We start from the raw sequence: 21,341 nt of genomic DNA, 5'->3' as shown, positions 1-21,341 counted from the left end.
CAATTGTGCCCTCTTCTTGGGGTTTAACCGAAATCTTGGTCCATGCGGAATCCGTGCACTGAGATGGAATTCATTATCTGGAGTGCATAATTATGCACAAATCGCCGCACGCCACCCGCACCGCAGGCGCCCCGATCCTCCCTGCGCACATCGAAAACCACCGAGGTTTTCCACAATATTAGAAGACATATTCGAGCAATAGAAGTGCAATTAGAACATGTCCGAAGCAAAGGCGCACGGAAACGGCCTGACCCCACCAGCACCCCCAGATGCCTTCGACCTGCATCTGGACCAGCTGAACGACGACCTCGTCCAGCTCGAAGAACACGGCACCAAAGCCGAATGCGCCCACGCCATCGAAGGCCTCGAAGCACTAGCCTCCTATATCCGCTACCGGCAGGCCTGCCTCTCCCACCAGATCGAGAAGGACTTCGTGCGCGACCACGAGGAACGCGGCGTCCACATGGATGACCAAACCCGTGGCGCCGCCGCCTGCGTTGCACTGGCCCGCAAGCAATCCCCGCACGGCATGCGCAACTACCTGGTCAACTGCCGCATCCTCTTCGAAGACACCCCTCACCTGGCCGCCGCCTGTTCCCGCGGAGAATTCACCGAAGCGCAAGCCCAGGCCATCCTGACCCCGCTCCAGGACCTCAGAGCCCAGCGCCGCACCGAGTTCGACCAGTATTTTGCCCAGAACCCCGACATGTTCGAGTCCATGGGCACCCGCCAAATCACGCAAACCGTGCGCAAATTCGTCCTTTCCTACACCTCTGATCAGGAATCCATCAAGCAGAAAACCGTCGAGGAAGACCGCAACCTCACCCTGGAAATCGACCAGCAGCGCGGCTGCATCAAGATTCGCGGCGAGTACCCCCTGTTGCCCGGCATGTGCCTCAAGCGCTACCTGGACGAGGAATCCAAGACCCTGCGCAAGAAAGGCGACCCGCGCACCCGCACCCAGATCCGCGCCGATTTGCTCTTCAGCTACATGATGATCGGCGAACCCTCCAAAATGCCCGTCGCCCTGAACATCGGGGTGATCATGACCGATCGGTCCCTGTTCGCCGGCGAACGCGAACCAGCGCTATTGGAAGGCTACGGCTACATCCCTGCCCAGAGCGTGCGTGAATGGATCGGCGGGCACCAGATCCCCAATGACCTGACCTTCGAGCAGATGGAAGCGAAAGTCACCCGCGAAAACATCGAGCAAATCGAAGTGCGCACCGAACTCGCCCGCTTCTACACCGCGCCGGGCGACCAGGAACTCATTTCCATGGACTCCAAGGCGCGGCTCTTCCCGGAGAAGCTCAAGAAGTTCATCGCCGTACGCGACCGGCACTGCCGAACCCCGTTCTGCGACGGCATCGTGGAAGAAATAGACCACGTCAAGCAATACGCCCGCGGCGGCAAAACCACCGTGTCCAACGGCGATGGCCGCTGCGCGGCCTGCAACAAGGCCAAGCAAGCCGCCGGATGGTACGAATACACCACCTACGGCAACGGGCACAGCATCACCATTTGCCCCGGCTCGGCCATGTCCTACAAATCCACCGCACCACCAGCCACCGGGTACGCGCACAAGCCATTCCCGCAACTGATGCGCGACGGGACCTGGCTGCAAAAACTCAAAGAACGGCTGAGGCCGCCTGATGACCCCGAATGTGTCGCCGCCTGATAGGCGGCAGGCAACTACTGCGCACTCTCTTGGCTAGCAATCCGGTTGAAACCGCTGGCTTCGGGCCGCAGGATATGGCGAAGCCGCCTGGAAGTTGCCTCCCAGGCGGCTTGGTTCCGGACTCTACTTGCCGGCGGCTTCTGCCAGCAGTTCAACGATGTGGCGGTATTCCTTGCCCGTCGCCCGGGTCATGCCCAGTTCGCAGGTGCGGTTGCATGAAGCGTGTTCCTGCGCATCCAGTTCACGGACCTCAGCTGCCTCGCGAGCGGTAGCCGACTCGGTCAGCTCCGGATGCAGCATTCCACGGTCGCCAGCATAACCGCAGCAGCCCCAGTTCACCGGGGTGTTCACGGTATCTGCCACAGCCTCGGCGATCTTCTGCATGTCCGGATTCAGGCCCATCTGCGTGGAGGAGCAGGTCGGGTGCAAGGTGACCGAGGAGATCTTGTGCAGCTCTGGCAGCTTGTCCAGCAGGTGCTGCGAAGTGAATGCCAGCAGGTCAACCACGTCATAGCCGTGCTCGGCCAGGGTATGCGCAAACCCTTCGGTGCAGCTGGAGGCGTCCGAGATGATTGGCAGGTTCTTGCCAGGCATGGCGGCGCGGACTTCTTCCAGCACGCGCTGGCCCATGACTTCATGGCCCTGCGCGTAGCCCTTGGAAGTCCATGGAGTGCCGCAGCAGGTGGATTCGATGCCCTCCGGAACATAAACCGAGACTCCGGCGGCGTGCAGCAGCTTGGTGAACGACGATGCAACACCTTCCCCGTCGCCGGCCGGGCCGAACATCGAGTTCACGCAGGCAGGCAGGTAAATGGCCAGCGGCTCGGTGCCCGCGGCCCCCAGGTTCCCGGCCATCGGCTTGCGAGCCTTGCCGCCCGCAGGCAGTTCAGCGTCGTAGCGCGGCATGACGTCGGTGCTGACCACCTTGCGGGCAACATCGGTAACGCCGCGGACCAGCGACGTCGGGAACTTGTCGGCGACGCTCAGGGCCAGCGAACCAGCCCGGGTGGCCCCGCCCCAGCCCTTGGCCGCGGCCTTGAAGCCGGCTTCCAGCACAGGGTGCGCGTCTTCGCGGCGCAGGCGCTTGACCAGCAGGCCGGTGTTGATGCCGACCGGGCAAGCGGTGACGCACATGCCGTCAACGGCGCAGGTCTGCACGCCGTTGTACGCGTAGTCGCGCTCAAGCTCGGCAGCCAGCTCGGTGTTGCCCTCGGCTTCGGCCTTGGCGATGGCGCGGCGCACGACGATGCGCTGGCGCGGGGTCAAGGTCAGGTCTTTGGACGGGCAGACCGGCTCGCAGTAGCCGCATTCCACGCAATGGTCGGCCTCGACCTCGATGGTCTCGTTGAGCTTGATATTGCGGATGTGCGCGGCATGGTCCTCGTCGATGATCACCCCGGGGTTCATCATCAGGCGCGGATCGGAGGCTGCCTTCAGTTCCAGGTGCACCTCGTAGAGCTCATCGCCGTACTGCGCGCGGACGAATGGCGCCATGGCGCGACCGGTACCGTGCTCCGCCTTTAGGTTGCCGTCCTTGTCCAGGATCAGCTGGACCATCTTGTCGTTGAAGGAGTTGTAGCGGTTCAGCGCTGTATCGCCTTCGAAGCGGTCGGTCAGCATGAAGTGGATGTTGCCATCCTTGGCGTGGCCGAAGATCACCGAATCCTCGTAGCCGTACTCGGTGAACAGCTCCTGCAGGCTGCCGCAGGTTTCAGCCAAGGTCTCGACCGGGACGACGACGTCTTCGAGCAGCGCGGTGGTACCGGTGGCGCGGGCGCCGGCCACCGATGCATACAGTCCCTTGCGGAATTTCCAGGCGGCCTGGCGGTTCTTGGCATCTGGGGACAGCATGGCTGGAGCGCGCAATGCCGATGCATCGAGCAGCGACTGGCCAGCTGTGCGCAGCCCTGCCAGCTCCTCTTCTGAGTCCGCATGGTATTCGACCAGCAAGGCGGCCTGCTGGTCGACCTCGAAGCCCATGATGGCTTCGGGCACGCCGGGCAGCGACTGGCCCACGCGCAGCGAGGTGGAGTCCATCAGCTCCAGCGTAGCTGCGCCGGAATCCACGAGTTCGGGCAGTGCGCGGGTGGCCAGATCCAGGTTGTCGAAGACCGCCAGGGTGGCGATGGCCAGCTTGCGGATCGGCACGGTGCGGAAAACCGCCTCCGCAACGAAGGCCAGGGTGCCCTCGGAGCCGATGATCAGGTGGGCCAGCAGCTCGGCCGGGGTGTCGTAGTCCAGGAAGGCGTTGATGCCGTAGCCCATGGTGTTCTTCAACCCGAAGTGCTTCTCTATCTTGGCGACCGAGGCCGGGTTGCTGCGCACGCGCTTGCTCAGCTTGCCCAAGGTAGCGACCAGCTGCGGTTCGGCGGCGGCCAGCTTGCGGTCGGCCTCGGGATCCGCGGTGTCGATCATGGTGCCCGAAGGCAGGACGAACGTCATGGATTCCAGGGTGCGGTAGGTGTTGAACTCGGTTCCGCAGGCCATGCCCGAGGAGTTGTTCGCGATCACGCCGCCGATGGTGCAGGCCGCCTCGCTGGCCGGATCCGGCCCGAGCTTGCTGCCATAGACGGCCAGGCGGGCGTTGACCTGGCGGACGGTGGCGCCTGGCTGCACGCGCACGCGTGCTCCGTTGTCGAGCACGGTAATGCCGCGGAAGTTGCGGCGCACGTCGATCATCAGGCCGTCGCCGCTGGCCTGTCCGGCCAATGAGGTGCCGCCGGAGCGCAGGGTGACCGGCTGGTTGTTCCGCGCGGCCGCTGCGAGCAGCGCGGAGACTTCCGCGGCATCCTTGGCCAGCACGACAGCTTGCGGGGTGTACAGGTAGTGCGAGGCATCCGAGGCATAGGCGACGCGATCGATGGATCGGGTCTTGACACGGTCCTGGTCGCCGACCAAGTCGAGGATTCCGGATGAAACCGTCGTTTCTCCGAGTGCTGGCGTGCTCAATGCCATGGTGCGCTCCTGTGCAGTTGGCAAGCGGCGCTTGCCGAATACGGAAATTGTCTTACAAGTACACATGCCATAGTAGTACGATTCGTGGGATACTTGTTAGGCATATTTTTCGCGGCTCGAAAGGACCCTTGTGGCAGCCCGTTTAGGTGTCGTTTCCGTAGTCCAGGTGGTCATCCGGTCACTGCGCGCCCGGATTTTCAGCGGCGAACTGGCACCCGGCACCCCGCTGGCCGAGGTCGATGTCGCCGCGCAATACGAAGTTGCCCGTCCAACCGCCAAGGCCGCACTGGAGAACCTTGTCGCAAGCGGCCTGCTGACCCGCAATGCGCACCAGACCGCAAGGGTCACGCTGCTCTCCGCGCGCGATGCGCTCGATATCTACCGCACCCGCGCCATCATCGAAGCAGAGGCCGTGCGCCTGCTGGCCGCCCAACGCGAGGTCCCGTCCGAGGCGCGGGAAGCCAATGCGGAAATCACCGAACTGGTCGGCGCCTCGCCGATCGACATCATCGATCCCGACATCCGCTTCCATGCCGCCCTGGTCCAGGCGCTCGGCTCGCGGCGCACCAGCGCAATCTACGCGCAGCTGACCGACGAGATCCGCCTGTGCATGACCCACGTGCAGGATGCCACGCTGCTGTCCACCAAGGACATTGCCGCCGAGCACGCACGGCTGCTGCAGCTGATCTCCGAGGGCGAGGCGGCCGCCGCCGCGAAGGTGCTGGAAGAACACCTGCGCACCGCCAGCAACAAGCTGGCCGAGCATTTGGAGAGCCTGTAGGCATGGGGGGATTGTTCAGCCGGAAGCCGCAGGTCAGCTTCGATCAGATCGACTCGCTCCTGTCGCGGATCCCGGATCTGCAACTGGGCGCGGTGAAGTTCTCGGCGCACACGCTCGCAGCCGGCTGGAGGAAGACCACTCCCAAACCGGGCATCGACCTGACTACGTGCGGGCTGACCGGCTGGCTGGAGCTTGAAGAAACCCTGCGCTTCACCGAGGGCACGCTGTCGGTGCATGAAACCTGGACCGGCTCGCCCGCACTGTTCTTCATCTCCACCCCGGCGAGCGCTCCGGCGGATTCCGCAGCCGGCGGAGCGCTGGCCGGCGTTCCCGAAGACCACGCAGGCATCCTGCATCCCGGCGATGACGGAAATCTTCAGCTTCTTGCCACCCTGGACCCGGTGCAGCTGGGGCAGCTGGACCGGTGGATGCGCACCTTCCCGAGGCTGTAGCGCCCTGCCTGGCAGGCAGGAAGGCTCCGCGTTGAGTGCCGCAACCTGACGCGGCATTTTCCACCAGATTCCACCAGCATCAGCACAGTCATTCGACACGCCTTCACGCATACCCCTACCCCTATTTTTGACATACCCCCGGGGGTATAGTTTATGGTAGTTCCAGACTCCCCCGACGAAAGGACATCCCATGCTTCTGGAACGCTTCTACGACGAAGACCTGGCGCAGGCCAGCTACTTCATCGGCTGCCAGGCCAAGGGCGAGGCGCTCGTCGTCGATGCCCGCCGCGACATCTCCGAGTACCTAGCGCTGGCCGACAAGCACGGGATGCGCATTGTTGCGGTGACCGAAACGCACATCCACGCCGACTACCTCTCCGGCACCCGCGAACTGGCCGCCGCCACCGGAGCGGCCACCTACGTCTCGGGCGAGGGCGGGGCCGACTGGCAGTACGGCTTCGAGGCCGAACGCCTGATGGACAAGGACACCATCGCCCTGGGAAACATCACCGTGACCGCGCGCCACACCCCGGGCCACACCCCGGAGCACCTCTCGTTCCTCATCACCGACGGCGCCTTCAGCGACCAGCCCGGCTACATGCTCTCCGGCGACTTCATCTTCGCCGGCGACCTGGGCCGCCCGGACCTGCTGGACGAGGCGGCCGGCGGCGTGGACACCCGCTTCGCCGGGGCCAAGCAGCTCTTCGCCTCGCTGAAGAACGTCTTCCTGCAGCTGCCCGACCACATCCAGGTCTACCCGGGCCACGGTTCGGGCAGCGCCTGCGGCAAGGCGCTGGGCGCCGTGCCCTCCACCACCGTGGGCTACGAACGCAACTTCGCCTGGTGGGGCAGCTACCTGGCGAGCAACGACGAGGCAGGCTTCATCGCCGAGCTGCTCGACGGCCAGCCCGACGCCCACGCCTACTTCGCCCGCATGAAGCGCCAGAACCGCGATGGCGCCAAGGTGCTCGGCCCCCTGCCCGAGCTCGTCGAGTTCACGGCGGAGCAGATCATCGAGCAGACTGCCTCGAATGACGCGGTCTTCGTCGACACCCGCGGACACCTGGCAGTGGCCGAGGGCACCGTCGCCGGCGCGCTGGCCATCCCCGCCATCGCCAAGATGGCGAACTTCGGAGCTTGGGCCTTCGACCCGGAAGCCGATGACCGCCAGCTGATCCTGTTCGCCGAGGACCTCCAAGCCGCGCAGCAGATGCGCGATCACCTGATGCGCGTGGGCATCGACGCGGTGTCCGGCTACGCGACCAGCCTCGAGGGGCTGCCGGCCTTCACCCCGCCAAGCGTGGCCCCGGCCGAGCTGGAGCACTTCGAGCACGCACTGCTGTTGGACGTGCGCAACCGCAGCGAGTTCGCCGCCGGCGCCATCCCGAACGCCAAGCACATCTCGGGCGGGCGCGCCCTGTGGTCCCTCGACGTACTGCCGGCCGACGGCAAGATCGTCACCTACTGCCAGAGCGGACTGCGCAACTCGATCGTCGCCAGCGCCCTGCGCGATGCCGGCTACGACGTAATCGAGCTGGCCGGAAGCTATGCCGGCTGGGCCGCAGCCATGCACAAGACCAACGCCTGACCCATCCCGAACCCCAAGGAAGCACCCGAAATATGAGCACCCCCATCAACGTCATGGACCCCGCGACCCTGGAGAACCTGCTGGCCGCCGAGGATTCGGCCGTCGCAGTCCTGGATGTGCGCACCCCCGCGGAATTCGAATCCGTGCACATCCCCGGCTCGTACAACCTGCCGCTGGACCTGGTAGCGGAACACGCCCACGACGTGACCCGCAAGCTGGCCAAGCAGATCGTGCTGGTCTGCCAGTCCGGCACCCGCGCAGGGCAGGCGCAGCAGAAGCTGGCCGACCTCCAGATCGAATCCGGCAGCGTGCTGGATGGCGGCATCTCCGCCTGGGAGAAGTCCGGCGGCGAGGTGGTGCGCGGCACCCAGCGCTGGGCCATGGACCGCCAGGTTCGCATGACCGCAGGCTCGCTGGTGCTACTGGGCTTCATCGGCTCCAAACTGGCCAGCCCCAAGCTCGGCTACCTGTCCGCGGGCATCGGAGCGGGCCTGGTCTACTCCGCGGCCAGCAACTCCTGCGCCATGGCCAGCGTGCTGTCCAAGATGCCGTGGAACAAGGCAAGCACCAATGGCAAGGCCAACCCGCTGGCGCAGATCCCCAATGCCGGGCAGCAGCTGAACCCGCACGGCAAGTAGGCGCGGGCAGTGGAACCATTTTTGATACTGGTCCTGGCCCTGTCGGTCGTCGTCGGCCTTGCCCTGGGCCTGCTCGGTGGCGGCGGTTCCATCCTGATGGTTCCACTGCTCACTTATGTGGCGGGCATGGAAGCCAAAGAGGCCATCACCACGTCGCTGTTCGTGGTGGGCGCGACCTCGCTGGCCAGCCTGCTGCCGCATGCGCGGGCCCGCAATGTCCGCTGGGCCGCAGGCCTGGTCTTCGCCGCTTCGAGCATGAGCGGCGCGCTGCTCGGCGGCCTGGCCAGCGCCGCCATTCCCGGTGGCGTTCTGATGGCGGCCTTCGCCATCATCATGATGGCCAGCGCACGGAACATGATCCGCGGACGGAAGAAGGACAACGATGCCGCGGCCAAGGGGCGGTCGCTACTGCTGTACATTCCCGTCGGACTGGCAGTCGGCATGGTTACCGGATTGGTGGGGGCCGGCGGCGGATTCCTCATCGTTCCGGCCCTGGTGCTGCTGGCAGGGGTGCAGATGAAGCACGCGGTCGGCACGTCCTTGCTGGTCATCTCGCTGAATTCGGCCTCCGGAATGCTGGGGCACCTGAATTCCACTTCGGTCAACTGGCCGTTGGCGCTGTCCATTACCGCGGCGGCGATCATCGGCTCGCTGGTCGGGGCACGGCTGACCGCCCGGGTTCCGGAGCAGAAGCTGCGCCGGGGATTCGGCTATTTCGTCCTGGCCATGGGCATCTTCGTCCTGTCCCAGGAACTGCCGAATCCGGCAGGACTCGTCCTTGCCAGTGCCACCACGGTCGTCGCCGTTGCATGGGTGCTGTGCACCAAGGTCCCGGCAGTGGCCGCCATCTGTCCCTGGCGCAAAGCCCCCGCTGACCCGGCCCCGACTGCGGGCTAGCTCGCATCTACCCATAGGAATACCCATGAAACCGCTAGAATTGACCGAGACGAACTTCGCTGAAACCGTCAAGTCCTCCCAGATGCTGCTGGTCGACTTCTGGGCAGCCTGGTGCGGCCCGTGCCGCAACTTTGCGCCCGTCTTCGACACCGCGGCCGGCCTGCACGAGGACGTGGTCTTCGGCAAGGTCAACACCGAGACGCAGCAGGACTTGGCGGCCGCCGCCCAGATCACTTCCATCCCGACGCTGATGGCATTCAAGGACGGCGTGCTGGTTTACTCCCAGCCCGGCGCACTGGATTCCCGAGGCCTGGAAGAATTGGTCGTCTCGCTGAAGAACCTGGACATGGACGCCGTGCACGCCGAACTGGCCGCCGCTCAGACGTCCGAGCCATAACCCCGGGGTCCGCCCCACGGTCTTTTCGAAATGGAGCACATCATGCGCAATGCGGATGAAGCCACACGCAAGCGAATCCTGAACCGCCTGAAGCGGGCCCGCGGCCAGCTTGATGCTGTCATCAACTCGGTGGAGGGCGACGGCAAATGCCGCGATGTGGTGACCCAGCTTTCCGCCGTATCCACCGCGCTGGACCGCGCAGGATTCGCCATCGTTTCCTCGGCCATGCAGCACTGCCTGGTTGATCCGGAGCAGACCGCCGAAGCCGAAGACGGCTTGACCATCGAGGAGCTGGAAAAGCTCTTCCTTTCACTTTCATAGATCTACGGCTATCACGCCAGAAAAGGAGGCACCCGATGTGCCGACAGGTTTCCTGCAAGAAATGCGGCAAGACCACATGGGCCGGGTGCGGCCAGCACGTTGATTCGGTCATGCGCGGCGTTCCCGCCCGCGACCGCTGCCAGGGCCACGAGAACGAGCAGAAAACCGGCTTCTTCAGCCGCCTGTTCGGCCGCTAGAACCTGCCTTCGTCCCCCGCCCATCCACCACAGATGCCTGTGCGGGGGCCGCAGCAGCTCGCGTTGTTCACACAATGGTTCCGATAAGCCAACCATTGTGGCAACGATGAGCCGTGGCAGTTGCCTGCCCGTTCAGGATACCCAGGCGACATAGTCAGCTCGCATTTACCTAGTGTCAGAGTTCTTTGGAATAATCCGAGGTAATGACCATGCGCGTGCTGCAGATCGGATGCTCCGCGGGTCAGCGAGGCATCCGGCACCGCGCTCCGGCTGACCCCAAAGGAATCCCATCATCATGACCTCTAAAATCCGTATTGGCATTGCCGGCTACGGCAACCTCGGCCGCGGCGTGCAGGCCGCGATCGCGAAGAACCCGGACATGGAGCTGGTCGGCGTCTACACCCGACGCGACCCGCAGGACCTGCAGCTGGCCAGCCCGGCACCGCGTTTCGCCATCGCCGATCTTCAGCAGCACACCGGCCAGATCGACGTCCTCATCCTGTGCGGCGGCTCGAAGTCGGACCTGCCGGAGCAGGGCCCGAAATACGCGGCGCTGTACAACACGGTGGACAGCTTCGACACCCACGCGCGCATCCCCGAGTACTTCGAAACCGTGGACGTCCCGGCCAAGGCCGCCGGCAAGACCGCGCTGATTTCCGCGGGCTGGGATCCGGGAATGTTCTCGATCAACCGCGTGTACGGCGAGGCGCTGCTGCCCGACGGGGAGACCTACACCTTCTGGGGCCGCGGCCTGAGCCAGGGGCACTCGGATGCGGTGCGCCGCGTGCCGGGTGTCGCCGCCGGCGTGCAGTACACGATACCCAGCCAGGAAGCGATCGACCGCGTGCGGGCCGGCGAGCGCCCGGCCCTGGGCACCCGAGAAAAGCACCAGCGCGAATGCTTCGTGGTACTCGAGGACGGCGCGGACGCCGAGGCGGTGCGCGAAGCGATCGTCACCATGGAGCACTACTTCGACCAGTACGACACCACGGTTGAATTCATCGACGAGCAGACCCTGGCGGCCGAGCATTCGGCGATGCCGCACGGCGGTTTCGTGATCCGCTCGGGCAACACCAGCGATGCGCAGAAGCAGGTCATCGAGTATTCGCTGGCGCTGGGCTCGAACCCCGAGTTCACTTCCAGCGTGCTGGTGGCCTACGCCCGCGCCGTGCACCGCATGAACCAGGCCGGGATCACCGGCGCGCAGACCGTCTTCGACGTTGCCCCGGGGCTGCTCTCGCCGAAGTCGGCGGCGCAGCTGCGCGCGGAACTGCTCTAGGAAGCGGCCAGCGGGTCCTTCTCCCAGGACTCCACCGGTCCCGGGACCTGCACGAACAGCGGATGCAGGGCCAGCTGGCCGGCTGGTTCCAGGCGGGCGATGCGCGCGGGATCCCGGACGGACAGCTTGCGCAGCAGGTGCTCGCGCTCGAAGTGCACTTGCCCCTGGGTGACCGGGATCTTCTGCAGCTGCGCGGGGGCTGCCGGATGCAGGATCTTGGCGGCGTCGAAGCGATAGCCCCGGGCATCGGCCTCGTCTAGCAAGCCCTGCAGGTAGCCGCCCAGATGCTCCAGCGGGGCGGGCTGCGCCTCGAACCGCAGCAGCTGCGGGTGCTCCGTGTACCCCCTGGTCTGGCCCGCCAGCGCCTTCTGCGCCAGCAGGGTTTCACGCCAGCAGGCGACGAGCCCTTTGGCGTCGAGCAGTGAGGGGTGCAGGGACCAGAGGCGCATAGGCCCAGACTAGTGCCAGTGCTAGCCGGCAGGGAATTCGATGATCTCGCTGCGGATCAAGAAGCGCTTGCCTTCCGGTGCCTCCACGGAGAAGCCGGAGCCCCGGCCGTTGACCACGTCGACGGTCAGCTTGGTGTGCTTCCAGTATTCGAACTGCTCCTTGGACATCCAGAAGTCGATCTCGCCCAAAGCGGCGCCCTCGTCATCGTCCAGGGAGAGCACGCCGAGCAGGATGTCCGATCCGCCGGTGCGGAATTCGCCGGCCGGATAGCACATCGGGGAGGAGCCGTCGCAGCAGCCGCCGGACTGGTGGAACATCAGCGGGCCATGGATCCCCCACAGCTTGCGCAGCAGCTGAAGGGCGTCGGAGGTGAAAGCCACCCGGGAGAAATCCTCTCCCTCGATGGCGGCGCGCGTTTCGGTGACGGTGCTCATGGCCTGCTCCTGTTCATGGTGGGCCGCTGCGCGCGGCCCGGCAGGAAGCTCCCGCCGGGCCGCGCACCGGGCTATGCAGTGTAGTCGATGACGACGCGCCCGTCGATCTTGGCGTGGCGCATCTCGTCGAATACGGCGTTGATGTCCTCCAGCGGACGGGTGTGGAAGGTCGGCTTGATCTTGCCGGCCGCATAGAATTCCAGTGCCTCGATCATGTCCTGGCGGGTGCCGACGACCGAGCCGCGGATGGTCAGGCCCTTGAGCACGATGTCGAAGATCGGTGCCGGGAAGTCGCCGGCGGGAAGGCCGTTGAACACGATCGTTCCCCCGCGCCGGGTCATGCCAATGGCCTGCCCGAATGCTGCCGGGTGCACCGCTGTGACCAGCACCCCGTGGGTCCCGCCGATCTTCTCCTGGATCACCGCGGCAGGGTCCTGCGCGAACGCGTTCACCGTCAGCTCCGCCCCGTGCTTGGTGGCCAGCGCGAGCTTGTCGTCGGCCACGTCGATCGCGACCACGCGCATGCCCATGGCCACCGCATACTGCACCGCGATGTGCCCCAGCCCGCCGATGCCGGAGATCGCGACCCACTGGCCCGGGCGCACCCCGGTCATCTTCAACCCCTTGTAGACGGTCACCCCCGCGCAGAGCACCGGGGCGATCTCGTGCGGGTCGGAGCCCTCGGGAATGCGGGCGGCGAATTTCGCGTCCACCAGCATGTACTGGCCGAAGGAGCCGTCCATCGAGTAGCCGCCGTTGGACTGGGATTCGCACAGCGTCTCCCAGCCGGTGCGGCAGTATTCGCAGCTGCCGCAGGCGCTGGCCAGCCAGGCGTTGCCGACCACATCGCCCTCTTCGACCTCGGTGACGCCCTCGCCGACGGCGACGACGGTGCCCACGCCCTCGTGCCCGGGGATCAGCGGAAGCTTCGGCTTGACCGGCCAGTCGCCCTCTGCGGCATGCAGGTCGGTGTGGCAGACGCCGGAGGCGATGAGCTTGACCAGGGCCTGGCCCGGTCCGGGCTGCGGGATCGGGGTATCCCCGACCGTCAGTTCATCGCTGAAGTTCTCGACTATTGCGGCTTTCATGGTACTCATGTACGTTGTCCTTTGAAGTTCGTGGGATGGATTTCCGAACCGGGCGGTTCGGGTGGAATGGTGCTTCCCCGGCTTAGAAGAAGCCGAGCTTGTCCTCCGAGTAGGAGACCAGCAGGTTCTTGGTTTGCTGGTAGTGGTCCAGCATCATCAGGTGGTTTTCCCGTCCGATGCCCGAGGACTTGTATCCGCCGAAGGCGGAGTGCGCCGGGTAGGCGTGGTACTGGTTGACCCACACGCGGCCTGCCTGGATGGCTCGGCCGGCGCGGTAGGCCACGTTGCCGTTGCGGCTCCACACGCCCGATCCCAGGCCGTACAGCGTGTCATTGGCGATGGAGATCGCGTCGTCGTAGTCCTTGAACTTGGTCACCGCGACCACCGGCCCGAAGATCTCCTCCTGGAAGATGCGCATGTCGTTGGTGCCTTCGAAGATGGTCGGCTGCACATAGTAGCCGCCCGAGAGTTCCCCGCCCAGATCTGCGCGCCCGCCGCCGAGCAGCACCTTGGCCCCCTCGGACTTGCCGATGTCCATGTAGGAGAGGATCTTCTCCAGCTGGTCGTTGGATGCCTGGGCACCCATCATGGTCTCGGTATCCAGCGGGTGGCCCTGCTTGATGGCCTTGGTGCGGGCCACGACGTCGCCCATGAATCGGTCGTAGATGCTTTCCTGGACCAGCGCACGCGATGGGCAGGTGCAGACTTCGCCCTGGTTCAGCGCGAACAGGGTGAATCCTTCCTGCGCCTTGTCGTAGAAGGCGTCGTCCTTGGCGGCGATGTCCTCGAAGAAGATGTTCGGGGACTTGCCGCCCAGCTCCAGGGTGACCGGGATCAGGTTCTCCGACGCGTACTGCATGATCAGCCGGCCGGTAGTGGTTTCGCCGGTGAAGGCGATCTTGCGGATGCGCTTGTTGGAGGCCAGCGGCTTGCCGCATTCCACGCCGAAGCCGTTGATGACGTTCAGCACGCCAGCTGGAAGCAGATCGCCGATCAGCTCCATGAGCACCAGGATGCTGGCCGGGGTCTGCTCGGCCGGCTTCAGGACGATCGCGTTGCCGGCGGCCAGGGCCGGGGCGAGCTTCCAGACGGCCATGAGCAGCGGGAAGTTCCACGGGATGATCTGGCCGACCACGCCCAGCGGCTCGTGGTAGTGGTACGCGGTGGTGTCCTCATCGAGCTGGGAGAGGCTGCCTTCCTGTGCGCGGATGGCGCCGGCGAAGTAGCGGAAGTGGTCCACCGCCAGCGGGAGGTCGGCGTTCAGGCACTCGCGGATCGCCTTGCCGTTATCCCAGGTCTCGGCCACGGAGAGCATTTCGAGGTTTTCCTCGATGCGGTCGGCGATCTTGTTCAGGATGACTGCGCGTTCTGCCGGGCTGGTCTTGCCCCAGGCCGGTGCCGCCGCATGCGCCGCGTCCAGCGCGACTTCGACATCTTCTGCGGTGGATCGGGCCACCTCGCAGAAGACCTTGCCGGTGACCGGGGTGATGTTCTCGAAGTACATGCCCTTGACCGGGGCCACCCATTCGCCGCCGATGTAGTTCTCGTAGCGTGGCTTGAAATCTACCAGCGCCCCATCGGTATTCGGATTTGCGTAAACCGCCATTGCTCCACGTCTCCTTCATCGGATGTCCTGGCCGCGATTGCCTCATCGCGGAACCTTGAATGTGACTCTAGTCACCCAAAGGTTGCAGGAAGGTTGCAGCGTTCCGGGCCGGCGGAACGGGCCTCAGCCGGGCTGGCGAGCCGGCGCTGCCGGCTGCAGTTCGCGCTCGGCGCCAGCCGGATCGCGCCGCCCGGTCCGCGCCGCTCCGATGCCTGCGGCGATCACCAGCACAAGCCCGGCCAGGGCCGCCATGCTGGGCACTTGGTGCAGGAAGACCACGCCGACGGTGGCGGCGATTGCCGGTTCCAGGCACATCAGGGTGCCGAAAGCCGAGGCGGCCAGTCGGCGCAGGGCCAGCAGCTCCAGGCAGAAGGGCACGACGGGAAGCAGCAGGGCCAAGCCCAGGCCGATGGCCAGCACCGGCAGGTCCAGCCGCCCCGCTACCCCTGGGCCAACCACCAGCGTGGCGGCCAGGGCCGCGACTGGCATCGATACCGACAGGGCCCCGACCCCGTCCACCGCATCTCCGGCGCGCTGGGTCAGCAGCACATATGCCGCCCAGCAGACGGCCCCGCCCAGGGCATAGAGCACGCCGACCAGGTCGGCCGATCCGCTCCAGGGTTCGGTCAGGCCCAGCACCCCGGCCGCCGCGACCAAGGCCCACCAGCGCCCGGCACCCCTCCCCTGGACCAGCGCCACGGCCAGCGGCCCGGTGAATTCCAGGGCGCTGGCGGTGCCCAGCGGGATCGTCTCGACGGCACGCATGAAGGAGAGCGTCATGCCTGCGGTAGCCAGCCCCAGCAGCGCGCACATCACCAGCGTGGAGCGGCTGAAGCGCAGCCGCCAGGGCCGGGCGAAGGCCACGAGGATCACCGCGGCCCAGGCCAGCCGCAGCCATGCCACGCCGTCGGAGCCCAGAGTTGCGGCCAGGCCGATGGAGGCAGCCAGCCCGAGCTGGACGCAGCTCATCGAGGCCACGGCCATCAGCGATCCGGCACCAGCTGAATTCACGGCGCGCACAGGAGTTGAAGTCATGGATCCAGTAGAGACCACCCAGGCCATCCATGTCCACGCGAGAATTATCGACATATCGTTCAAGATTCTTGGACAATGTTCTCCATGGAAACCCGCCGCCTGCAATACCTGTACGAGCTGTCCCGCACCGGTTCGATGCGGGCGGTGGCGGACGTGCTGGGCACCACCACCTCAACGGTCTCCCAGCAAATCGCACAGCTCTCCCGGGAGGTCGGCGTCAAGCTGCTGGCACCCGACGGCCGCGGGGTGCGGTTGACACCAGCCGGCCGCCGGCTCGCCGAGCATGCCCGCGGCATCCTCGGTGCAGTGGATGCCGCCCGGCTGGATCTGGATCCCGAGGCTGCGCCGTCGGGCACGGTGCGGGTTGCGGGTTTCGCCACGGCCATCCGCACCACCTTGATGCCGATCATCCAGCAGCTGGCCAGCGACCACCCGGCGGTGCAGATCGTGGTGCTTGAGCTGGAACCTGCCGAGGCGCTCCAACGGCTGGCCGCCGACGACATCGACCTGGCCCTGACCTACGACTACAACCTGGCCCCGGACACGATCGGCCCGGAAGTCGACACCCTTCAGCTGTGGAGCACCCCCTGGGGACTGGGTGTTCCCGCGGCCGATGCAGCGCGCCTGGGCGCGGGAGCGCTGCCGGAAGCGGCTGGCGTGCTGGCAGCCTTCCGGGAACGGGATTGGATCGGCAACTCGCGCAATATCGCCGACGAGACGGTGCTGCGCCTGCTGTCTTCGATGACCGGCTTCAGCCCGCGGGTGCGCCACCACGCCGACAGCCTCGACCTGGTCGAGGACCTGGTCCTCGCCGGGATGGGGGTAGGGCTGCTGCCCGAGAACCGTCCCGCACGCGAAGGGCTGTCGATCCTGCCGCTGCACCGGCCAGATTTGCAGCTGCGGGCCTTCGCCCGGACGCGTGCCGGACGCAGCGCGTGGCCGGCACTGGCCCTGGTGCTGCAGAAGATGCGCGAACTGCGATAATCCGGGACCTCAGGATTCGAGTTCCTGGACCTCGGCAACGATCAACGAGCGCGCCGGCGACTGCGCAGGAAGCTCGCGCAGGGCTGCCCGCAACAGGTCCGAGTCGGCCAGCTGGCGGCCCAGGTTCAGCAGCTGCCGGGCGGTGCCGCGGTCCAGCGCCATTTCGCGCAGCGCCGCTTCCATCCGGTGCAGCAGTGCCACGATGCCAGGTGCTTGGGAGCGGGCCAGCAGTCCCGGCGAGTACAACGGCAGGGCGGCTTCGAGTTCGCCGGCTTCCAGTGCTTGCCTGAGCCGGCCGAAGGTCGTCTGCAGGTCCCATTGCAGGCGGTAGGGGCGCGAGGTCAGGTTGCGGCCCGGGGAACCCGCAAGCACCTTGCGCAGCCTGACGATTTCGGCGCGGACGGTGCCTTCGGCCGCGGCATCCGGGCGCTCGAACAGCTCCTCGACCAGCTGCGCGGTGCTCAGGCCTTCGCGGTAATGCGCCAGCAGCGTCAGGATCTCCGCATGGCGCAGGGATACGGGCGTCGAGCCGAGGTGGGCCCCGTCACTGCGCCCCAAGTCCAGGTAGTCGGGGTCGGCCACGACGCCGGCGCCGGGCAGGAGCAGCTGCGTTTCCGCGGCCATGACTGCGGCTTGCAGCAGCGGCAGCGAGTGCGTGGCAATGGCCTCCGGGCCGCCGGTCAGGTCTATTGCGCCAATGACCTGACCCGTGCGCGGATCGCGAATCGGCACCGCAGAGCAGCTGAAGCGGTGGGCCTGCTCGTAGAGGTGCTCAGCACCAGAGACTTGCGAACCGGCGCCCGTTGCCAGCGCCATCCCCGGCGCGGACGTGCCCACGCTCTTCTCGGCCCAGTCGGCACCTGCCATGAATCCCACGCCTTCGGCTTGGCTCATGGCGCCATTTCCACCCGCTACCCACAGCAAGGTTCCGCCTGCATCAGCAAGGGCCACCAGGAGATTGGCGTCCATGGCGGACGGGACCAGGAGTTTTTCGAAAACTGGCCAGATCCGCTGGAGTTCGCTTCGTTCGCGCGCCAGACGCAAATGGTCATCGCTCAGTACCGACGGGACACGCAGGTCAGCGGAGCTTTCCAATGATCGCTTCCAGGAATCCCGCACATCCTGACGCAATGGGAGATCGGCAACGCCGGCTCCGCTGGAGCCCAGGAGCTCATGAGCATGCTGGGCGCGACGCGATGCGCCAGGCCAATCAATGGAGAACCCACTCATGCAATCTCCTCGCTAACAAGGCTCGATTTCCGCCGTTCCCACAAGCCTAGGGGACGGGCGGTGCCTTGAGAAGAGTCCCCGCTGCCGCACAAAGATTGATAGTGGACAATTCACCTTATTTACTGGAAAAGGGGGTGAAAAGTCAACCAGAATGTTTTCCCTCTTTTCCCGAATGCACCTTTACCTGCTGCGAGGGAGAGAGTAATATACAACCAAATGGTTGTATATGAGCTGAGCGAAGAACAGGTAAACAAGGTCTTCCGCGCCTTGGCAGATGCCACACGAAGGGACATCGTGCGGCGGACGCTTCACGCCGAGATCAGCATTTCGGATCTGGCGGCAAGCTACGACATGTCTTTTGCAGCAGTGCAGAAGCACGTTGCCGCCCTGGAAGCCGCAGGCCTGGTCAGGAAAATCGCACGTGGCCGCGAACGCATAGTCCGCGGCCAGCCGGACACCATCCGGCACGCACAAGAACTACTTTCTTCCTTGGAGGAAATCTGGCGCCAGCGCATCAGCCGGCTCGACGATTTCCTTGCCTCCGAGGACACCTAAGGAGCATTCCCATGCCCGTCACGTCCATTGATAAAGATGTCCAGTCCTTGACGCTCACCGTCCACGCAGAATTCCCGGTCAGCGTGGCCCGGCTCTGGGACGCCTACCTCGACCCGCGCCAGATTGAGAAGTTCTGGGGCCCGGTAGAGTACCCGGCCACCTTCACTCGCCACGACGCCGCCGCCGGAGGCTACTCGAACTATCACATGACCTCGCCCGAAGGCGAACAGTTCCACGGATACTGGCACTGGCAGGAAGTGGTCGACCAGAAATTCTTCGAGGTCATCGATGGTTTCGCGCACAATGACGGCAGCCCGAACGCCAAGTTGCCCACCTCGCGGCTGGTCTTCACCTTCGACCCGCTGCCCGAAGGCACGAAACTCACGGTCACCGGAACCTATGATTCGGCGGCGGACCTGGAACAGGTCGTCGCAATGGGAATGATCGACGGAACACGCTCGGCCATGAGCCAGATCGAGCAGGTGCTCATCGACCTGCGGGACTACGCGCAGAACTTTGCCACCGAAGCCGAACTGCTCAACGACACGCAGGTTCGCGTCAGCCGCCTGGTCCGCGGCACCCGCCAGCAGGTCTGGGACGCCCACCACGACCCGGAACTGGTCAAGCGCTGGCAATACGGTCCCGATGGCTGGAAGATGACCAAATGCGAGCTGGCTCCCGGCGTCGGCGAGAGCTACCTGCTGTGGTGGGCCCCTGACGATGGCGGCAAGGGATTCGGATTCAGCGGAAAGATCCTCGAACGCGTTGAGGGCCACTACGAAGCGAGCACCGAGCAGCTCGAAGGAGGAGAGGAAATGCTCGGTTCCGGCGTACCCGGATCCGTCAACCAGCTGACGTTCACCAGCACCACCGGCGGCACCTTGGTGACCACGTTGGTCACCTACCGCGACAAGGCCGCTCGCGACGCGATGCTCGCCACCGGAATGGCTGATGGCATGGAAGCCAGCTACGCCCGGCTGGAATCGATTCTCTAAGCGATTCGCCCCACATCCGGCGCCTTGGCGCGCGCATATATGAAAGACTTAGACCCATGAGTTCTCAGAATGCGCGCGCAGGCCTGGATAAGCAGGCCGATCAGGTTCAGGACATGTTTGACAAGCTGGCTCCTCGCTACGACTTGCTCAATACCTTGATGACCGGCGGCATCGTGAACTACTGGCGCAAGATCACCACCGAGGCGATCGCGCCGAAGCCCGGCGAGCGCATTCTCGACCTGGCTGCAGGTACCGGGACTTCCTCGGTCCCGCTGGCCGAAGCCGGCGCAAAGGTGACCGCCTGCGACATGTCCAACGGCATGCTCGCCGAGGGCCGCAAGCGCTACCCGCAGCTGGACTTCGTGTACGGCGACGCCCATGAGCTTCCTTTCGAAGATGACACCTTTGACGCGGTGACCATTTCCTATGGCCTGCGCAATATCGATGACACCGAGAAGGCGCTGTCGGAAATGCGCCGCGTGACCAAGCCCGGCGGCCGCATCGTCGTCGCCGAGTTCTCCACCCCGACCGTCACCCCGGTCAAGGTGGCCTACCAGCAGTTCCTGCCGCGCGTCATCCCTGCGCTGGGCTACCTGGTGTCGCCTAACCCTTCCGCCTATGCATACTTGGCTGAGTCCATTGCCGCCTGGCCAGACCAGGAAAAGCTGGGCGCCAAGTTCGTCAACGTCGGCTGGAAGAACGTGGAATACCGGAACCTGACCGGCGGCATCGTCGCCGTTCACCGCGCCTGGAAGTAGGGCTTCCGCAGAATTTCTTCTTGGTCCGCATCCACCGGATGCGGGCCAAAAGCCTTTAAGTGCCTGACCCGCGAACGCGGGTGGTGTTATTCTTCCAGTCCAGCTGGCATGCTTGAGTCCGTGAGCCGGACCTCGACCGAATCGCGGCATTGCGCGATGAGCTGGAAGCTGCTGCCTGCCGCCTTGCTCTCGGCCTCCGCAGCGCTGCTCTTCGGCGCCGGCAACGGCCCTGCGGGCTACGGCTTGCTGGCGCTGAGCCTGCTGTGCGCAGCTCTCATCGACCGCAGGCTCGCCCAGCATCTGTCAATGATCGCGGCAGGGCTGGTGATCATCAGCCTGGTTCCGCTCAACGCGGACCTGAGCCTGGGCCACATGGCGCAGATGGGCACGGCGCTGGCAGCGGCGGTCCTGCTGCCCTGGCTGATTTCGCGATTCGCCTTGCGGGAGCAAATTATCAAGTTCCCTGTGAACACCGGTCGCAAGTGGCCGTTGGCAGCGAAACTGTATCTGCTGGCAGTGGTGGCGCTGGGCTTCCTCGTTCTGCCGGTGTATCTGATCAGCACCGGCGTCTATCAGAACTGGCCAGACGCCTCGGACCCAGCGATCTTCTGGCGGCTCTTCATCGGAGTCAACTCAGTGGGCATCTGGGACGAGCTGTTCTTCATCTGCACGGCATTCGCCTTGCTGCGCAAGCACTTTCCCGACTGGCAGGCCAATATCCTGCAAGCGGTGATCTTCTCCTCTTTCCTGTGGGAGATCGGCTACCAATCCTGGGGCCCGTTGCTGACCTTCCCCTTCGCCCTGCTGCAGGGCTATACCTTCAAGCTGACGAAGTCCTTGTCCTATGTCGTAAGTGTGCATCTGATCTTCGACCTTGTCCTGTTCCTCGCGCTGGTCCACGCGCACAACCGGGAATGGCTCCCGGTCTTCATGTACTGAGGGGCTAATTCCTGTTTTCCGCCCTGCTACCCTCATTGGCATGGACACCTGCCAAGCCAGCCAATGCCCCTGCACCGATTCTGA

Annotated in this window: 22 protein-coding genes; 15 read left to right on the top strand and 7 right to left on the bottom strand. The window is 65.1% G+C overall.

The features are described from left to right. The first annotated feature begins 217 nt into the window (after window positions 1–217). Entirely contained in the window at window positions 218–1,678 is a 1,461-nt protein-coding gene (locus ACR9WD_RS00760) for an HNH endonuclease (protein WP_038993629.1), read from the top strand. Between the two features lie 123 nt (window positions 1,679–1,801). Here the strand turns inward: ACR9WD_RS00760 and ACR9WD_RS00755 are convergent, their stop codons facing one another. Next, complete coding sequence (locus ACR9WD_RS00755; protein ID WP_434922495.1) at window positions 1,802–4,633, bottom strand: FAD-binding and (Fe-S)-binding domain-containing protein; 2,832 nt, start codon at window positions 4,631–4,633, stop codon at window positions 1,802–1,804. Between the two features lie 130 nt (window positions 4,634–4,763). On the opposite strand from ACR9WD_RS00755, the gene ACR9WD_RS00750 reads away from it, so the two are divergent. The 9 genes from ACR9WD_RS00750 (at window position 4,764) to ACR9WD_RS00710 (ending at window position 11,183) form a co-directional block, all read left to right on the top strand. Continuing rightward, window positions 4,764–5,414, top strand: a complete 651-nt coding sequence (locus ACR9WD_RS00750) for a GntR family transcriptional regulator (protein WP_038993628.1) — start codon at window positions 4,764–4,766, stop codon at window positions 5,412–5,414. A gap of 2 nt (window positions 5,415–5,416) precedes the next feature. Then, window positions 5,417–5,866, top strand: coding sequence for a hypothetical protein (locus tag ACR9WD_RS00745; RefSeq protein ID WP_038993627.1), 450 nt, complete (start codon window positions 5,417–5,419; stop codon window positions 5,864–5,866). Between the two features lie 190 nt (window positions 5,867–6,056). Further along, entirely contained in the window at window positions 6,057–7,454 is a 1,398-nt protein-coding gene (locus ACR9WD_RS00740) for an MBL fold metallo-hydrolase (RefSeq protein ID WP_434922494.1), read from the top strand. A gap of 32 nt (window positions 7,455–7,486) precedes the next feature. After that, window positions 7,487–8,092, top strand: coding sequence for a rhodanese-like domain-containing protein (locus ACR9WD_RS00735; protein WP_038993625.1), 606 nt, complete (start codon window positions 7,487–7,489; stop codon window positions 8,090–8,092). 9 nt (window positions 8,093–8,101) lie between these two features. Further along, window positions 8,102–8,989 carry a sulfite exporter TauE/SafE family protein gene (locus ACR9WD_RS00730; protein ID WP_434922493.1) on the top strand — a complete coding sequence of 296 codons (888 nt, stop codon included), beginning with the start codon at window positions 8,102–8,104 and terminating at the stop codon, window positions 8,987–8,989. Between the two features lie 25 nt (window positions 8,990–9,014). Further along, complete coding sequence (gene trxA / locus ACR9WD_RS00725) at window positions 9,015–9,386, top strand: thioredoxin (protein WP_038993623.1); 372 nt, start codon at window positions 9,015–9,017, stop codon at window positions 9,384–9,386. Window positions 9,387–9,428: 42 nt separating this feature from the next. Further along, window positions 9,429–9,707 carry a metal-sensitive transcriptional regulator gene (locus ACR9WD_RS00720; RefSeq protein WP_038993621.1) on the top strand — a complete coding sequence of 93 codons (279 nt, stop codon included), beginning with the start codon at window positions 9,429–9,431 and terminating at the stop codon, window positions 9,705–9,707. A 35-nt stretch (window positions 9,708–9,742) separates the two neighbouring features. Further along, window positions 9,743–9,904: a hypothetical protein gene (locus ACR9WD_RS00715; protein WP_162989147.1), complete on the top strand. Its 162-nt coding sequence runs from the start codon at window positions 9,743–9,745 to the stop codon at window positions 9,902–9,904. A 295-nt stretch (window positions 9,905–10,199) separates the two neighbouring features. Beyond that, complete coding sequence (locus ACR9WD_RS00710) at window positions 10,200–11,183, top strand: diaminopimelate dehydrogenase (protein ID WP_190264390.1); 984 nt, start codon at window positions 10,200–10,202, stop codon at window positions 11,181–11,183. Here the strand turns inward: ACR9WD_RS00710 and ACR9WD_RS00705 are convergent. The 5 genes from ACR9WD_RS00705 to ACR9WD_RS00685 all read right to left on the bottom strand — a co-directional run bounded on the left by ACR9WD_RS00705 (window position 11,180) and on the right by ACR9WD_RS00685 (window position 15,796). Continuing rightward, window positions 11,180–11,632, bottom strand: a complete 453-nt coding sequence (locus ACR9WD_RS00705; RefSeq protein WP_190264389.1) for a pyrimidine dimer DNA glycosylase/endonuclease V — start codon at window positions 11,630–11,632, stop codon at window positions 11,180–11,182. The two genes, ACR9WD_RS00710 and ACR9WD_RS00705, sit on opposite strands and share 4 nt — an antisense overlap. A gap of 21 nt (window positions 11,633–11,653) precedes the next feature. Further along, on the bottom strand, window positions 11,654–12,067 hold the full coding sequence (locus ACR9WD_RS00700; protein WP_190264388.1) for a DUF779 domain-containing protein: 414 nt from the start codon (window positions 12,065–12,067) through the stop codon (window positions 11,654–11,656). Window positions 12,068–12,138: 71 nt separating this feature from the next. After that, the gene (gene adhP, locus ACR9WD_RS00695; RefSeq protein ID WP_190264387.1) at window positions 12,139–13,164 is read right to left on the bottom strand and encodes an alcohol dehydrogenase AdhP; all 1,026 of its coding nucleotides are present in this window, start codon (window positions 13,162–13,164) and stop codon (window positions 12,139–12,141) included. A 73-nt stretch (window positions 13,165–13,237) separates the two neighbouring features. After that, a complete protein-coding gene (gene adh / locus ACR9WD_RS00690; RefSeq protein ID WP_190264386.1) occupies window positions 13,238–14,761 on the bottom strand; it encodes an aldehyde dehydrogenase in 1,524 nt (507 codons plus the stop codon). 123 nt (window positions 14,762–14,884) lie between these two features. After that, window positions 14,885–15,796: an EamA family transporter gene (locus ACR9WD_RS00685; RefSeq protein ID WP_223308849.1), complete on the bottom strand. Its 912-nt coding sequence runs from the start codon at window positions 15,794–15,796 to the stop codon at window positions 14,885–14,887. 84 nt (window positions 15,797–15,880) lie between these two features. Here ACR9WD_RS00685 and ACR9WD_RS00680 point away from each other — a divergent pair, with 84 nt between their 5' ends. Further along, a complete protein-coding gene (locus ACR9WD_RS00680) occupies window positions 15,881–16,780 on the top strand; it encodes a LysR family transcriptional regulator (protein ID WP_190265137.1) in 900 nt (299 codons plus the stop codon). Window positions 16,781–16,789: 9 nt separating this feature from the next. Here the strand turns inward: ACR9WD_RS00680 and ACR9WD_RS00675 are convergent, their stop codons facing one another. Further along, window positions 16,790–18,010, bottom strand: a complete 1,221-nt coding sequence (locus ACR9WD_RS00675; RefSeq protein ID WP_052254091.1) for a GAF domain-containing protein — start codon at window positions 18,008–18,010, stop codon at window positions 16,790–16,792. Window positions 18,011–18,226: 216 nt separating this feature from the next. On the opposite strand from ACR9WD_RS00675, the gene ACR9WD_RS00670 reads away from it, so the two are divergent. The 4 genes from ACR9WD_RS00670 to ACR9WD_RS00655 all read left to right on the top strand — a co-directional run bounded on the left by ACR9WD_RS00670 (window position 18,227) and on the right by ACR9WD_RS00655 (window position 21,257). After that, window positions 18,227–18,565: an ArsR/SmtB family transcription factor gene (locus ACR9WD_RS00670; protein ID WP_038993615.1), complete on the top strand. Its 339-nt coding sequence runs from the start codon at window positions 18,227–18,229 to the stop codon at window positions 18,563–18,565. Between the two features lie 11 nt (window positions 18,566–18,576). Beyond that, window positions 18,577–19,560 (top strand): SRPBCC family protein, encoded by a 984-nt coding sequence (locus ACR9WD_RS00665; RefSeq protein WP_121865928.1) that lies wholly within the window; start codon window positions 18,577–18,579, stop codon window positions 19,558–19,560. Between the two features lie 56 nt (window positions 19,561–19,616). Beyond that, complete coding sequence (locus ACR9WD_RS00660; RefSeq protein WP_038993613.1) at window positions 19,617–20,318, top strand: demethylmenaquinone methyltransferase; 702 nt, start codon at window positions 19,617–19,619, stop codon at window positions 20,316–20,318. A 156-nt stretch (window positions 20,319–20,474) separates the two neighbouring features. Further along, window positions 20,475–21,257 carry a CPBP family intramembrane glutamic endopeptidase gene (locus ACR9WD_RS00655; protein ID WP_052254090.1) on the top strand — a complete coding sequence of 261 codons (783 nt, stop codon included), beginning with the start codon at window positions 20,475–20,477 and terminating at the stop codon, window positions 21,255–21,257. Window positions 21,258–21,341 lie beyond the last annotated feature (84 nt).

Source organism: Glutamicibacter sp. PAEs-4, from assembly GCF_051161755.1.
GTDB classification, from domain to species: Bacteria; Actinomycetota; Actinomycetes; order Actinomycetales; family Micrococcaceae; genus Glutamicibacter; species Glutamicibacter nicotianae.
This window is presented reverse-complemented; position numbering and strand designations above follow the sequence as displayed.